We start from the raw sequence: 13,102 nt of genomic DNA on the forward strand, positions 1-13,102 counted from the left end.
AAACAAAAAAATCGCTCTGACTCCAGAAGAATCAGAGCGATTGTGACAAAGTGCGAAGATCAGCGAGCGCGATCACGGGAACGAATAATAAACGCTCTTCCCTGTTTGATCGCAATGCGCGCGTGCGATGCGGTCACTTCGTTTGAGATTGTGTACATCGTGCTGCGCGTGACCGATGCATCAGATAACGGATATTTTGCACCTGTGATGGAGACACCGTGCAGTGTGTAGTCCAGCGGAATGATGGAAAAATACTTATATGCATCATCCCGTGCAAGTTCAATGGTGTCGGAATCGACAAAGAACAGTTCGTTCTGTGCATCCAGAATACGGCAGGTGCAGCCGCGCTCCCAGGCATATTCACATAGGGAGAGATTGGACAGCAGATGATCGAGCCGTCCACCGGTTGCACAGGCAATCCAAACTGAGGTGCACCCGCGATCGATGACAACCTGCAAGGCGTGCATGGTGTCTGTGTCATCTTTTTCGGGTACCAGCTGAATGCGCTCACAGTCGATATCCGGACAGACACTGGAATCAAAGTCTCCGACAATCAGGTCGGGATGACAATGCAGCTTGGCAAGATGGCGTGTACCGGAGTCGGCACAGACGACTTTAACAGACGGATGCGCCTGCAAAAAGTTTGCAACATAACCGACTTCCTGCTCCGGGGAACCGGATAAAATCAGCGCTTCTGTTCCTTGCCAAGTTTCCATTCTTTCAGATCCTTTACACTTTCGTACAGTTTGACATAGCTGTCATAGCGTGACTGCGCGATTTCACCCGCCTCCACGGCTGCTCGGATGGCACATCCCTTTTCTTTGACATGTGCACAGCCGGTAAACTGGCACTGCATCAAGTAGGGTTCGAACTCACGGAATGCATATTGCAGATCTTCTCGCAGGACAAGATCCATCTGCTCGGTGTCGAACGAGGAAAAGCCCGGCGTGTCGGCAATATATCCACCATCATAAGGAACAAGTTCAACGTGACGGGTTGTGTGACGGCCACGGCCGATACGATCGGAGATTGTACCGGTTTCGGCAGCGAAGTCCGGAATCAATCGGTTGAGCAGGCTGGACTTGCCAACGCCGGAATTACCGGCGAAGGCAGCCGCCTTGCCGCGCAGGAAGGTGCGCAGTTCCTCTACGCCCTCCCCAGTCGCTGCACTCAAACGGAATACTTCGATTCCGACACTCTTGTAAATTTCATAGAGTTCCTGACTATCGTTGAGATCGCATTTATTCAGCACGACACAGGAGTCGATGCCCTTGTTTTCTGCAATCGCGATGACCTTATCGATCAGAAACGGTTCGGTTTTGGGTTGTGCTTCGGTCGCAACGATGACAACCAGATCAAGGTTTGCGACAGCCGGACGGATGAGACTGTTTTTGCGAGATTTAATCTCAAGCAGATATCCTGTTCCGTCCGCTTGTACTTCGAGCTCTACCAGATCACCGACAATCGGTTTGCCGATGGTCTTACGGAACTTGCCGCGTGCTTTGCACTCAACGACACCTTCCTTGGTATCGACGTAGTAAAAACCACCGATACCCTTTAAAATACGTCCTTCCATGTACATTGCGGTTTACCTGTACATAAACGTGAACGAGTTCGCGTTGCCGTTGATGTAGTATTTTACGGTTTCCGACTGGCCAACAGGACCGTGCACGGTGTAGGTAAATGCACCGTTAGACGGATCGTAAGGACCGGAATGCAGAACCGTACCATCACCCAGTTCAACCGAGAGCGTTACCGTGTTCTGTGCATTGATCGGAATGCTGATCTCGTAAGAACCGTCACCCGTACCGGTGCTGCCACCGGAAGAGCCGCTCTGCTCGGGATCACCGTTGCCGCTCTGCTCAGGATCGCTGCTCTGATTGGAATCAGAGTTGTTATTCTCCTGATTATCCGAATCATTGTTATTGTTTTCCGGACCCTTGGAGATGTAGAGCGTGATCGAGGTATCCGGCATAATCTTTTCACCGGAATCCGGGCTCTGACGGAAGACCTGACCAGCCGGTGCATCGTTGTACTCCTCGCTGGTGTTGATCGAGGTGAAGTTGAGCGCATTCAGCTCAGCGCGAGCAGCCGAGATGTCCTTACCGACTACATTCGGCAGTTCAACAGCCTCCGGACCATCGCTGACATACAGATAAATGGTGTCACCCTTCTTGACTTCACGGCCAAGCTCGGGGCTGATGCTGATGACCTTATCCTTTTCGACGGTCTGATCGTTCTTGTGCTCAATCTGAACTTCGAGACCCAGACCGGTCAGCTTGTTCTCAACCGCCTGATAGTCTTCGCCGAGGATACCGCCGATGATGCTTTCATCCAGAACGATGACATCTTCATCCTTGGTGTCCTCTTCTTCGTTATCGCATACAACAACGGTAATCTGACTATTCTTGTCAACCTTACCACTTGCGGGGTCCTGCTCGAGGATTTCGCCATCTTCGGCATTTTCATCTGCACGGCTCTCGCCCTCAACGATAATAAAATCATTGCCGTACTGGGACTGTGCATCTTGCAGCTGCATACCGACCAGATTAGGTACATCGACCTTACCCGAACTGCTGAACAGGTTTCCGGCCTGCATCATAAAGACTGCAACACCGGCTGCAATCATTACAAAAACAGCGACTGCGATACCAGCCATTGCAGCGGGAGAATCGCTGAGCGAGCGTTTTTTCTTTTTGCGCTTGGAAGAACGACGACCGTCCTCATCCTCTGCCTCGTAGCGATCACGACGGTCACGGTCCGCGGGAGTCGAGCGCGACTGCGAGGGCTTCTGACTGGGGCGATAAACCTGATCCTGCGGTTGCGGATCGTCAAACGAACGGCTGTGCGCAGTTGCTGCGGCAGCCTGCTGGCGATTCATACGCGGCAGTGCGATGGTTTCATCAGTAGCAGCACGACCGCCGCCAGGCATGCGTGCCTCGGCACCAGCCGAGGTAAAGCGCAGATTCGGGTTGTTCTTGAGACGTTCCAAATCATTGTAGATGTCGTCAGCCGATGCATAGCGCTGAGACAGAACCGGGCACATTGCGCGCATGACGATGTCATCCATACCGCGCGGAATGCCGGGAACCAGTTCGCTCGGGAGCGGTGCCTGTGCATTGATATGCTGCATGACAATTGCGATCGGGGTATCGCCGTCAAACGGTACACGACCGGTCAGCATTTCGTACATAACAACGCCGAGCGAGTACAGGTCTGCGCGGTGATCGATGCGGGAGCCCTTGGCCTGTTCGGGAGAAATGTAGTGAACCGAACCGATGGCTTCCTGAATGACGCGTGTTTCCTGATTCTTTTCAAAACGAGCGATGCCGAAGTCGGTTACCTTAACCGTGCCATCACGCAGCAAGATGATGTTGTGCGGCTTGATATCCTGATGGATGATGCCGCGGCTGTGCGCGTGAGAGAGTGCTTTGGAGATCTGCTGCGCAAAAAACAGCGTTTCCTGCCAGGACAGACTGCCCTTGCGCTGCAAGTAATTCTTGAGCGTGATACCCTCGATCAGCTCCATAACAATGTACTGAACCGGGCTATTGGAGGGCGAGACGTCGAAGATCGAGACGATATTGTTATGGGACAGCTTGGCAACCGCCTGTGATTCATTGCGGAAGCGGCGATGGAATTCCTCGTCGTTTGAGAATTCCTCCTTCATGATTTTGATGGCTACAAAGCGATCCAAAACGCGGTCACGCGCTTTATAGACCACAGCCATGCCGCCGACACCAAGAATCTCCAACATTTCATAGCGGTTGTCGAGCAGCTTTCCTATGTATTTATCCATTTTCAGCTTCTCCTTGTTTTGAAATCCCTGCGCCTGTAAACAGGATTGCGGTAATGTTATCAGAACCGCCATTGTCGCAGGCGGCGGCGATCAGATGTTCAACCGCTTCATCAAGAGAGCGGGAAGCGTTGACGAGAGAGACGATTTCAGCATCTTCCAGCATACCGGTCAAACCGTCGGAACACAAGAGCAAAAGATCGGTCGGGGCGAGCTCGCCCTCAAAAATATCGGCTTCTACGAATTCATCCACACCGACAGCGCGGGTAATCAGGTTGCGATTGGGATGATGACGTGCCTCCTCAGCGGTGAGCTTGCCCTTGCGGTAGAGCTCCTGCACGTAGGAGTGGTCGAGTGTAAGCTGCGTGATGTCATCCCCGCGGATGCGGTAGGCACGGCTGTCACCGATATTGATGAGCGTTGCATGACGGCCATCAATGACAGCGGCAACCAGCGTTGTTCCCATACCTTCCAGATCGGGATCACTGATAGACTCCCGGAACACCGCCTCATTTGCACGGTCTACGGCAATGCGCAGTGCACGGACGGAGGGTCTGCTGGTACCGGAAAACAGTTCTTCGACCTTGTCGGCAAAGGTATGAGCGGCGATGGTAGAGGCAATATTTCCGGCTTTTGCACCGCCCATGCCATCACAGACAACCAGAAGCGCATTATTTTTCTCTTCATGTAAGATGGTCAGAAATGCGTCCTGATTGTTCTTGCGTACCATACCCTGGTGGGTTTTTCCAGAGACGATCATTGTATGATTTCACCTTCTTCAAGGGTTCTGCGACGGAGCTGACCACAGGCTGCGTCAATATCCGGGCCGAGCTTGCGGCGAACGGTTGCGGTGACGCCGTGACGTTCCAAGATTTGCTGGAACTTACGCACGGTATCACGCGAACTCGGCTGTAAGGGACTTTCCTTGACCGGATTGAGCGGAATCAGATTGACGTGTGCCGGACGGCCACGCAGCAGAGAGGCAAGTTTTTCCGCCTGCCAGGGGCGGTCGGTCTTGCCGCGAGCCATCATATATTCGTAAGAGATACGGCGACCGGTTGTATCAAAGTAGTATGCACAGGCCTGCATGAGACGTGCAACCGGATAGCGCTTGTCGACCGGCATAATACTGCTGCGGCTCTCGTCGTCTGGCGCGTGAAGCGAGATCGATAACGTGATCTGCAATTTTTCATTTGCCAGTAATTCTATTTTATCAGCTAGACCGCTTGTTGACAAGGAAATATGGCGCTGACCAATCTGAATACCGCCGGGACAGGAAACCAAATGGAGAAATTTTAGTACATTTTCATAGTTATCGAGCGGTTCACCGGTGCCCATCAGTACAATATTGCTGACCGGTTCGCCGGACTCCTTTTGAATAAACAGCACTTCATCCAGAATCTCGCCCGCGCTGAGGTGACGCTTAAGCCCAAACAGACCGGACGCACAGAACTTGCAGCCCATGCGGCATCCGACCTGTGTGGATACACATACCGTATTGCCGTGTTCGTATCGCATCAGGACACTTTCCACGCAGTCGCCGCCGCGCATCTGCCAGAGATACTTTCTTGTGCCATCTACTTGGGATACCTGCTTGCGAACGCAGATTGGGACAGTCAGCTCATATCGCTCGGATAATTTTGCGCGAAGCTCCTTGGATAAGTTGGTCATTTCATCGAAAGATTCAACGGCTTCGTGCAGCCACTTGAAGATCTGACCGGCACGGAAGGGCTTCTCACCCATTTCTTTCAGATCGGCTTTGAGTTCTTCGATGGAAAGACATTTGATTTCTTTTTTCTGTATTGCTTCGCTCATGTCAATCTCCTCAGTTTTGCAATAAAGAAGCCGTCCGTATCATGAATAGACGGTAATAATGTAATCATGCCGTTTTCTGATGTACCAAAGACAGGGTGCTCGATGGGGACGGCTTCAAATTCTGGATGCTGCTGCAAAAATTCCTGTACAACAGCTTGGTTTTCGCGTTCCAGAATGGTGCAAGTGGAATAAACCAGCGTACCACCCGGCTTGACATAATTTGCGCAGTTTTCCAAAATCTTTTTCTGGATTTCCGGAAGATTTTGAATCTCATCGGCATCCTTATAGCGAATTTCTGGCTTTTTCCGAATGATTCCCATGCCCGAGCACGGAACGTCACACAAAACAGAATCTGCCTTCCCTACCCATTCGGCACGCGGCTGTGCAGCATCCTGTAAGGTGGGCTGAACAATGGACAACCCCAGACGCTGGGCACCAGCCTGGATTTTTTCCAGTTTATGTTCGTAGATATCGCAGGAAATCACCGTTCCCTGATTGTGCATGCGTTCTGCGATGTAAAAAGTCTTGCCGCCGGGAGCTGCACAGCAGTCCAGAACCAATGTATCGGGCTGCGGGTCAAGCAGCTCGACACAAACCGCGCTGGCGGTATCCTGAATGGTCACAACACCTTCGGTAAAAAGCGGATGGGATGCAATATCACCGCTTTCCGCAAGGATCATAGATGCAGCTTTGGGATGCGGATGGACGGTAAATCCATCTTCGATCAGACGTTTCAGCACGGTATCCCGATCACTGCGTAAGAGATTTACACGGATAGACACCGGAGCGGTCGCGTTGTTTGCCGCTAAAATGGCTGCGGTCGGTTTTTGACCATACTGTGCAGTCAGTAAACGCACCAGCCATTCGGGATGGCTGTAATGCAGACTGTAAAAGCTTTCCTTGTCCGGACAGTTCAGACGCGGCAGCTGATTGTCTGCCGCAGCCTGCGCGACAGCACGCAGCACACCATTGGCAAAACCGACGGTGCGCTCGTTTGCGTGCGCGTAATTGCGGATGAGCGTGACGGTCTCAGCCACTGCGGCATGCGCTGGGATGCGATCGGTCAGAGCAAGCTGATAAATACCGAGCTGCAGACAGATGTGCACCCGAGGTGCAATCTTAGATAAACGTACCTTGGAAAATTGCCGCAGATACCAGTCGCATAGCAGACGGTTTTGGATGATGCCGTAAGCGAGGCGGGTAGCCAGTGCACGATCACGCGGCGCAAGATCGGCACGATCTAAGTAGTGGTGCAGTGCACCATCTGACCATGCGCCCTCCTCTTCCATGGAGAACAGTGTAAATGCCGCGACTTCTCGAGCGGTATGGGGTCTTTTTTTAATCATCACGGCGGCCTCCGAACAGAATGATCAAACGCAGCAGCTGCGCAAGAGATACGGCGAGCGCTGCGACATAGGTCAGTGCAGCGGCGGTCAGCGTCTTGCGTGCCATGGGATATTCGTCGTCATACAAAATACCTGCATCCTGAATGGCAGCCAGCGCACGGCGGGATGCGTTGATCTCGACCGGCAGCGTGATCAGTTGGAAGAGCGTGGACAGACCAAACAGTGCAATGCCGAAGATTGCAAGATTCTGCGAGTTCAAAATGATACCCAGAAGCAACAGCGGCAGGGACAGTGCGGAGCCTGCGCGGGTCAGCGGAATGATCGCAGCGCGGACGCGGATGGGAGAATAGCCCTTTGCGTACTGGACTGCGTGTCCGGCCTCGTGGCAGGCAACACCAATCGATGCAACCGAGGTAGAGTGATAAACGCTGTTGGACAGACGAATCACATTTGCACCCGGCTCATAGTGGTCGGTCAGCTTGCCGGGAATCTCCTCAATGCGCACATTGGTGATGCCATTGCGGCGCAGAACAATGCTGGCAGCCTGTGCACCGGTGATTCCACGGCGAGAATACACCGCAGAATACTTGGTAAACGTCGAGTTTACGTTATGCTGTGCCCAGAGCGCTAAAATAATGCAGGGTACGACGAGAACAAGATAGGTCCAATCAAAGCCGTAGTAATATCCAAACATTTGAGAACCTCCGTGAAAGGATCGTGTCAGGTACCGAACTGGGTACCGACGGGAATTGCGTGGCCGCGCAGATAGTCGCAGGCAGACATACGCTTGCCGCCAACCATCTGGAGCTCTGTAATGCGCATCGCACCGTCGCCGCAGGCGATGAGCAGACCGTGTTTTGCATCGGACTCAAGTACGGTGCCCGGTGTACCGGAGCCAGACTCCGGAAGCGCAGCATACACTTTGACGCGTGCGCCATCTAACGTAGTCAGCGCGATCGGCCAGGGATTCAGTCCGCGAATGAGACAGTCGATTTCATGTGCGGACTTGCTCCAGTCAATCACAGCCATTTCTTTATCGAGCATGGATGCGTAGCATGCCTGGGCTTCATCCTGCGGAATGCCGGACATATCCTGTACTTCCAGCTGTGCGACAGTTTTTTCGAGCAGCGCAGCACCCATGATTGCCAGGCGGTCGAAAAGTTCGCCGGCGGTCTCCTGTGCGCCAATTTCGGTTCGTTCCACAAGCAGAATGTTGCCGGTATCCAGTCCTTCTGCCATTTTCATCGTGGTCACACCGGCCTCGCGGTCGCCAGCGATGACAGACCACTGAATCGGTGCAGCACCGCGCCAGCGCGGCAGCAGTGAACCGTGTACATTAACACAGCCCAAACGCGGGAAATCCAGTACATACTTGGGCAAAATCTTGCCATAGGCTACAACGATGATGAGATCGGGCTGGGTTTCGCTGAGTAGGTCAGCAATCGCGTCGTTTTTGAGCGTTGTCGGCTGGTGTACCGGAATATTATGTGCAAGCGCAAGGGTTTTAACCGGCGGAGGGGTCAAGATCTGCTTGCGTCCCTGCGGTTTGTCCGGCTGGGTCAGGACACCAACGACCTCGTGCGGGCTGTCGATCAGCATTTGCAGCGACGGCACCGCGAAGTCAGGTGTACCCATGAACAAAATTCTCATTCCTGCTCCACCTCGACGTACTCGGTGACCTTTTCGGTGAACAGATGGCCGTCCAGGTGCTCGGTCTCGTGGCAGAAGCACTGCGCAACGATGCCCTCGCCTTCACGCTCAAACCAGTTGCCGTTGCGATCCTGCGCACGAATCTTTGCCCAGGTCGGACGCATGACATAGCCGTACTTGCCGGGAACGGACAGACAGCCTTCAATAGTCTGCTCCAGTTCGTTCATCTCAATGACCTCGGGGTTAATGAGTTCGATGACCTCTTCCGGATCCTTGTTGACATCGAGCAGTACGACAACGCGGCGCAGAATGCCAATCTGCGGTGCGGCCAGACCAACACCGCCGGACTCAAGCAGGGTCTCGGTCATGTCATCGAGCAGCGTGTGCAGATGATCGTTGAATTCGGTAACCGGACGGCATTTCTTTTTCAGCGTTTCGTCGCCGACCGTTAAAATGGTTCTCAGTGCCATAATGATATTATCTCCTATAATGTATCGGGGTTCAGGTCTGCAAAGAGCGATACCCCACGGTTTTTGTTGTCTTTTGAAAATTCGATCAGTACACCGGAAATCAGCTGTCTGCGTCTCTTGTTGTCCGGGCATCGCAGGATGAGGTGATAGCGATAGCGCCCCATGACGCGCACAACCGAGGCTGGTGACGGTCCAAGCACGGGATAATGAAAATCGGAAAATTGGCCTTCCATTAGGCTCAGGATGCGCTGTTTCAGACGCAACAGCGCAGCCAGCACATCGCTTTCGTTTTCACCTGTGCCGGTCAGCATGAGCATCTGCTCTACCGGTGGCATCAATAGTGCCTGACGGCTTTCAATCTCATCGGCATAGAACTGTTCATAATCCTGCCGTGCGGCGCATAACAGTACCGGGTGATCGGGATTGTATGTCTGAATGATTGCACGTCCCTGTTTGCCGCGCCGTCCGGCACGACCGACCACCTGCGTGATCAGCGAGAAGGTACGTTCTTTGGCGCGATAATCCTGTGCAAACAGTGATTGGTCGGCATCCAGTACACCGACCAGAGTCACATGGTCAAAATCCAAGCCCTTGGCGACCATCTGTGTACCAAGCAAGATATCAGCGCGGCCTTTGGCAAAGATTTCGAGCAAATGGTGGTGAGACCCCTTTTTGCTGGTTGTATCAGCATCCATTCGGAGCACACGCGCCTTGGGAAGAATGGCGTGCAGTTCTTCTTCCACCTTTTGCGTACCCGGACATTCGGTAAACAGATGCGGCGAATAACAGACCGGACAGAGTCCGCTGATTTCGATAGATGCACCACAGAAATGACACATGGCACGTCCACTGACCGAGTGATAGGTCAGCGTCGTGGAACATGACGGACATTCGGGAACCCAGCCGCACATACTGCATCCGATGACCCGGCTATTGCCGCGGCGGTTGAGAAACAGAATGGACTGTTCGCCGCGTTCCAGATTTTCCTGCAATGCTTCATACAGTGTCTGACCGATCGTATACGTCCACCCTGCCCGGGACTCTCCGCGAATATCGGCGATCGTTACTTGGGGCAGTGCAGCGCCTTGATAACGCTCACGCAGTGTGAACATGGGATATCTCCCCTGCTGTGCACCGTAATAGCTTTCGATGGACGGTGTGGCAGAACCCAGTACGAGGACAGCGTTTTCCTGCTGTACACGGCGCTTTGCCACATCACGGGCGTGGTAGCGCGGAGACTGTTCAGATTTGTACGCACTGTCCTGCTCTTCGTCCAGCACGATCAGGCCGAGGTCACGCACAGGCGCAAAGACCGCCGAACGTGTTCCGATTACGACCCGGGCACGGCCGGAACGAATTTTTTTCCAGCTGTCGTATCGCTCACCGGCTGACAGCGCGGAGTGCAGAACAGAAACAGTATCTCCAAATCGACCGACAAACAGTCGGATAAATTGCGGAGTTAGACCGATCTCGGGTACTAACATGATCGCCGAGCGGCCTTGTGAGAGGACATTGTCGATGAGCTTGAGGTAGATTTGTGTTTTACCACTGCCCGTTACGCCAAACAGAAGCGCGGCCTCGGGTTTTCCAGAGTCCAACAACTGTCGAATGCCTTGATAGGCCTGTTCCTGTTCATTGCTGAGCACAGGCGCAGGAATCTGCTCGATCATGGAGTAATCGGGAACGCGCAAAGTCTCGATGGAACTCTGTTCCAGAATGCCCTTGCGTACCATACCCCGCAGAGCAGATTCCGAAATGCCGGTCATATACAGCACTTCTTTTTGGCTCATAGAACAGCCGTCCGAAAGCAGTGACACGACGTCCATCTGCGCAGGGGTTCGTGCGCGGGAGGCTTTTTGCATGGCCTCTGCGGGATCAATCGCGAGCGATAGAATCCGTTCGGTTTTGTCCAAAGTTTTCTGTTTGATATTGCTGTGATAGACCAGATATCCTTCGGCTTCTAGCTGGCTGAGCATGACACCGGTACAGCGGCCGTTGGTAAACCGACGGATTTCCTCGACCGTACGTTCGGGCACATCCTCGGAAAACAAGTCCATAATTTCCTGTAAGGGCTGTGACAGTGAGAGTATGGGCTGCTGCACAAGCGTATAGGTTTCCTTGCGCTGAAACCACAGACCGCTGGGCAGCATCAGCCTCAGACAATCAAAAAAGGTACAGTACAGATGCTCACGCAGCCAGATACCCAGCTTGATTTGTGTGGCATCTAAAACGGGTTCCTCGTCGAGCACTTCGGTCACGGGTTTGAGCCGCTGTGCAGAATATGCTTCGGGACGCAGAACGAGAACCATGCCCTCTACTTTTTTGTTGCCGCGACCAAAGGGAACCAACACCCGGCAGCCAACTTTGACTGCTGGGATGAGCGGTTCCGGAATGGAATAATCGTATAGTTTGTCGATGGCATAGGTTGCAGCGCTGACTGCAACACCACAAACGGGCATGATCAATCAGCCTTTCTTGCGGTGCAGAGCCAGCATGCGATCGAGCACGATGTCGGCGAGAGAATCCTTCTGCATCAGGCTGAGCGGTTCGCTGGAACCGTCACGATACAGCAAGGTTGCGACATTGGTGTCGTGTGCGAAGCCGGCGCCTGCGGTTTTGAGATTGTTGGCGACCAGCATATCACAGTTTTTCCCTTCCAGCTTTGCACGCGAGTTCTCGATCAAATCACGAGTTTCCATCGAGAAGCCGCATACAGTCTGGTTATCTCGCTTCTGCATGCCGATTTCCTTGAGAATATCGGGGTTTTTGACAAGTGCGACCGACATTTCGTCTGCTTTCTTTTTCAGTTTGTCATCGGCCTGAGTCTCCGGACGATAATCGCCGACAGCGGCAGCTTTGATGACCCAATCTTGATGGGGCAGCTGCTCCATCACTGCGTCGTGCATTTCCATTGCGGAGGTGATCGGGATAACCGAGACATTTGCCGGTGCATCAAGCGCAACCGGACCGGATACCAGAGTTACCTTTGCACCGCGCATTTGCGCGCGCTGCGCAATTGCATAGCCCATTTTTCCGGTCGAGTGATTGCTGATGAAGCGAACAGGATCCATTGCTTCGCGGGTCGGGCCAGCTGTTACCAGAACCGACAGGCCTTCCAGGTCGTGCGGCGTTGCAGCAGCTTCGATTGCATGGGCAATGTCAGCCGGATCGGCAAGCTTACCCTTCCCGGTATCACCGCAGGCAAGACGACCGCTTGCAGGCTCGACAAAGGACACACCGCGTGCCTTGAGCAGCGCAATGTTCTGCTGTACGATGGGATTTTCGTACATATTGGTATTCATTGCCGGAGCAATGACCATGGGTGCCTTGGTGGCCATAAGGGTTGTAGATACCATGTCATCCGCAATACCATGAGCCGCCTTACCGATGATGTTTGCAGTCGCGGGAGCGATGACAAATACATCAGCGCGCTTGGCAAGAGAAATATGTTCGACCTCCCAGGTAAAGGTACGGTCGAACATATCGGTCACAACGCGGTGCTCAGACAGCACCTCAAGCGTCAGCGGGGTGATAAAGTGGGTGGCAGATTCGGTCATGATGATATAGACCTGCGCGCCCAGCTTGCGCAGACGGGAGGTCAGATCAGCTGCCTTGTAGGCTGCGATTCCGCCGGTAATGCAAAGGACAACATTCTTTCCCTGTAACGAGCTGCTCATTTAGGCATCCTCGTCGGTATCATCATCCAGGGTGTCCTCGTCTGCGGTGTCATCCTCGACATGATCTTCATGGACATCTGCATCTTCGTGGTCATCCAGATCCAGCATGCCGGGCAGCAGATCGGAAGTCAGTCGATACTCGGGCTCAACCTTGGGGCCGGGGCAATAAACGATGGTGCCGGCAGCGATCTCGTCGAGTGCCAGCTTGACTGCCTTATCCGGCAGCTGCTCATCCTTCTCCTCTGCTTCCTGTGCGATGTCGCGGGCACGCTGTGCGGCCAGATTTACCAAAAGATAGCGATTGCCTACCTTGTTCATCAGTTCCTTCATAGACGGTTTTAACATAGC

At 53.4% G+C, this 13,102-nt stretch carries 12 protein-coding genes; all 12 read right to left on the reverse strand.

Translation table 11 applies throughout. The annotated features are described in order from the left end of the window. Positions 1 to 59: 59 nt before the first annotated feature. The 12 genes from B5D52_RS05715 to rpoZ are packed head-to-tail and all read right to left on the reverse strand — an operon-like array spanning position 60 to position 13,099. Positions 60 to 716, reverse strand: a complete 657-nt coding sequence (locus B5D52_RS05715) for a thiamine diphosphokinase (RefSeq protein ID WP_016146652.1) — start codon at positions 714 to 716, stop codon at positions 60 to 62. Next, positions 686 to 1,582, reverse strand: coding sequence for a ribosome small subunit-dependent GTPase A (rsgA, locus tag B5D52_RS05720; protein ID WP_016146653.1), 897 nt, complete (start codon positions 1,580 to 1,582; stop codon positions 686 to 688). Before rsgA ends, B5D52_RS05715 begins: the two co-directional genes overlap by 31 nt. A 6-nt stretch (positions 1,583 to 1,588) precedes the next feature. Continuing rightward, the gene (pknB, locus tag B5D52_RS05725; RefSeq protein ID WP_016146654.1) at positions 1,589 to 3,799 is read right to left on the reverse strand and encodes a Stk1 family PASTA domain-containing Ser/Thr kinase; all 2,211 of its coding nucleotides are present in this window, start codon (positions 3,797 to 3,799) and stop codon (positions 1,589 to 1,591) included. Continuing rightward, the gene (locus tag B5D52_RS05730) at positions 3,792 to 4,556 is read right to left on the reverse strand and encodes a Stp1/IreP family PP2C-type Ser/Thr phosphatase (protein WP_016146655.1); all 765 of its coding nucleotides are present in this window, start codon (positions 4,554 to 4,556) and stop codon (positions 3,792 to 3,794) included. Before B5D52_RS05730 ends, pknB begins: the two co-directional genes overlap by 8 nt. After that, complete coding sequence (gene rlmN / locus B5D52_RS05735; protein WP_016146656.1) at positions 4,553 to 5,611, reverse strand: dual-specificity RNA methyltransferase RlmN; 1,059 nt, start codon at positions 5,609 to 5,611, stop codon at positions 4,553 to 4,555. The genes B5D52_RS05730 and rlmN overlap by 4 nt, the downstream gene beginning before the upstream one ends. Then, positions 5,608 to 6,957, reverse strand: a complete 1,350-nt coding sequence (gene rsmB / locus B5D52_RS05740) for a 16S rRNA (cytosine(967)-C(5))-methyltransferase RsmB (RefSeq protein WP_016146657.1) — start codon at positions 6,955 to 6,957, stop codon at positions 5,608 to 5,610. Before rsmB ends, rlmN begins: the two co-directional genes overlap by 4 nt. Further along, a complete protein-coding gene (locus tag B5D52_RS05745) occupies positions 6,950 to 7,651 on the reverse strand; it encodes a zinc metallopeptidase (RefSeq protein ID WP_016146658.1) in 702 nt (233 codons plus the stop codon). Before B5D52_RS05745 ends, rsmB begins: the two co-directional genes overlap by 8 nt. Before the next feature lie 26 nt (positions 7,652 to 7,677). Next, positions 7,678 to 8,607, reverse strand: a complete 930-nt coding sequence (fmt, locus tag B5D52_RS05750) for a methionyl-tRNA formyltransferase (RefSeq protein WP_016146659.1) — start codon at positions 8,605 to 8,607, stop codon at positions 7,678 to 7,680. Further along, positions 8,604 to 9,077 (reverse strand): peptide deformylase, encoded by a 474-nt coding sequence (def, locus tag B5D52_RS05755; protein ID WP_016146660.1) that lies wholly within the window; start codon positions 9,075 to 9,077, stop codon positions 8,604 to 8,606. The genes fmt and def overlap by 4 nt, the downstream gene beginning before the upstream one ends. Before the next feature lie 14 nt (positions 9,078 to 9,091). Beyond that, positions 9,092 to 11,536, reverse strand: coding sequence for a replication restart helicase PriA (gene priA / locus B5D52_RS05760; protein WP_016146661.1), 2,445 nt, complete (start codon positions 11,534 to 11,536; stop codon positions 9,092 to 9,094). Positions 11,537 to 11,542: 6 nt separating this feature from the next. Continuing rightward, on the reverse strand, positions 11,543 to 12,754 hold the full coding sequence (gene coaBC, locus B5D52_RS05765) for a bifunctional phosphopantothenoylcysteine decarboxylase/phosphopantothenate--cysteine ligase CoaBC (RefSeq protein WP_016146662.1): 1,212 nt from the start codon (positions 12,752 to 12,754) through the stop codon (positions 11,543 to 11,545). Continuing rightward, positions 12,755 to 13,099 carry a DNA-directed RNA polymerase subunit omega gene (rpoZ, locus tag B5D52_RS05770; RefSeq protein ID WP_016146663.1) on the reverse strand — a complete coding sequence of 115 codons (345 nt, stop codon included), beginning with the start codon at positions 13,097 to 13,099 and terminating at the stop codon, positions 12,755 to 12,757. Positions 13,100 to 13,102 lie beyond the last annotated feature (3 nt).

The sequence above is a fragment of the Butyricicoccus pullicaecorum DSM 23266 genome (assembly GCF_900167005.1).
Lineage (GTDB): Bacteria > Bacillota > Clostridia > Oscillospirales > Butyricicoccaceae > Butyricicoccus > Butyricicoccus pullicaecorum.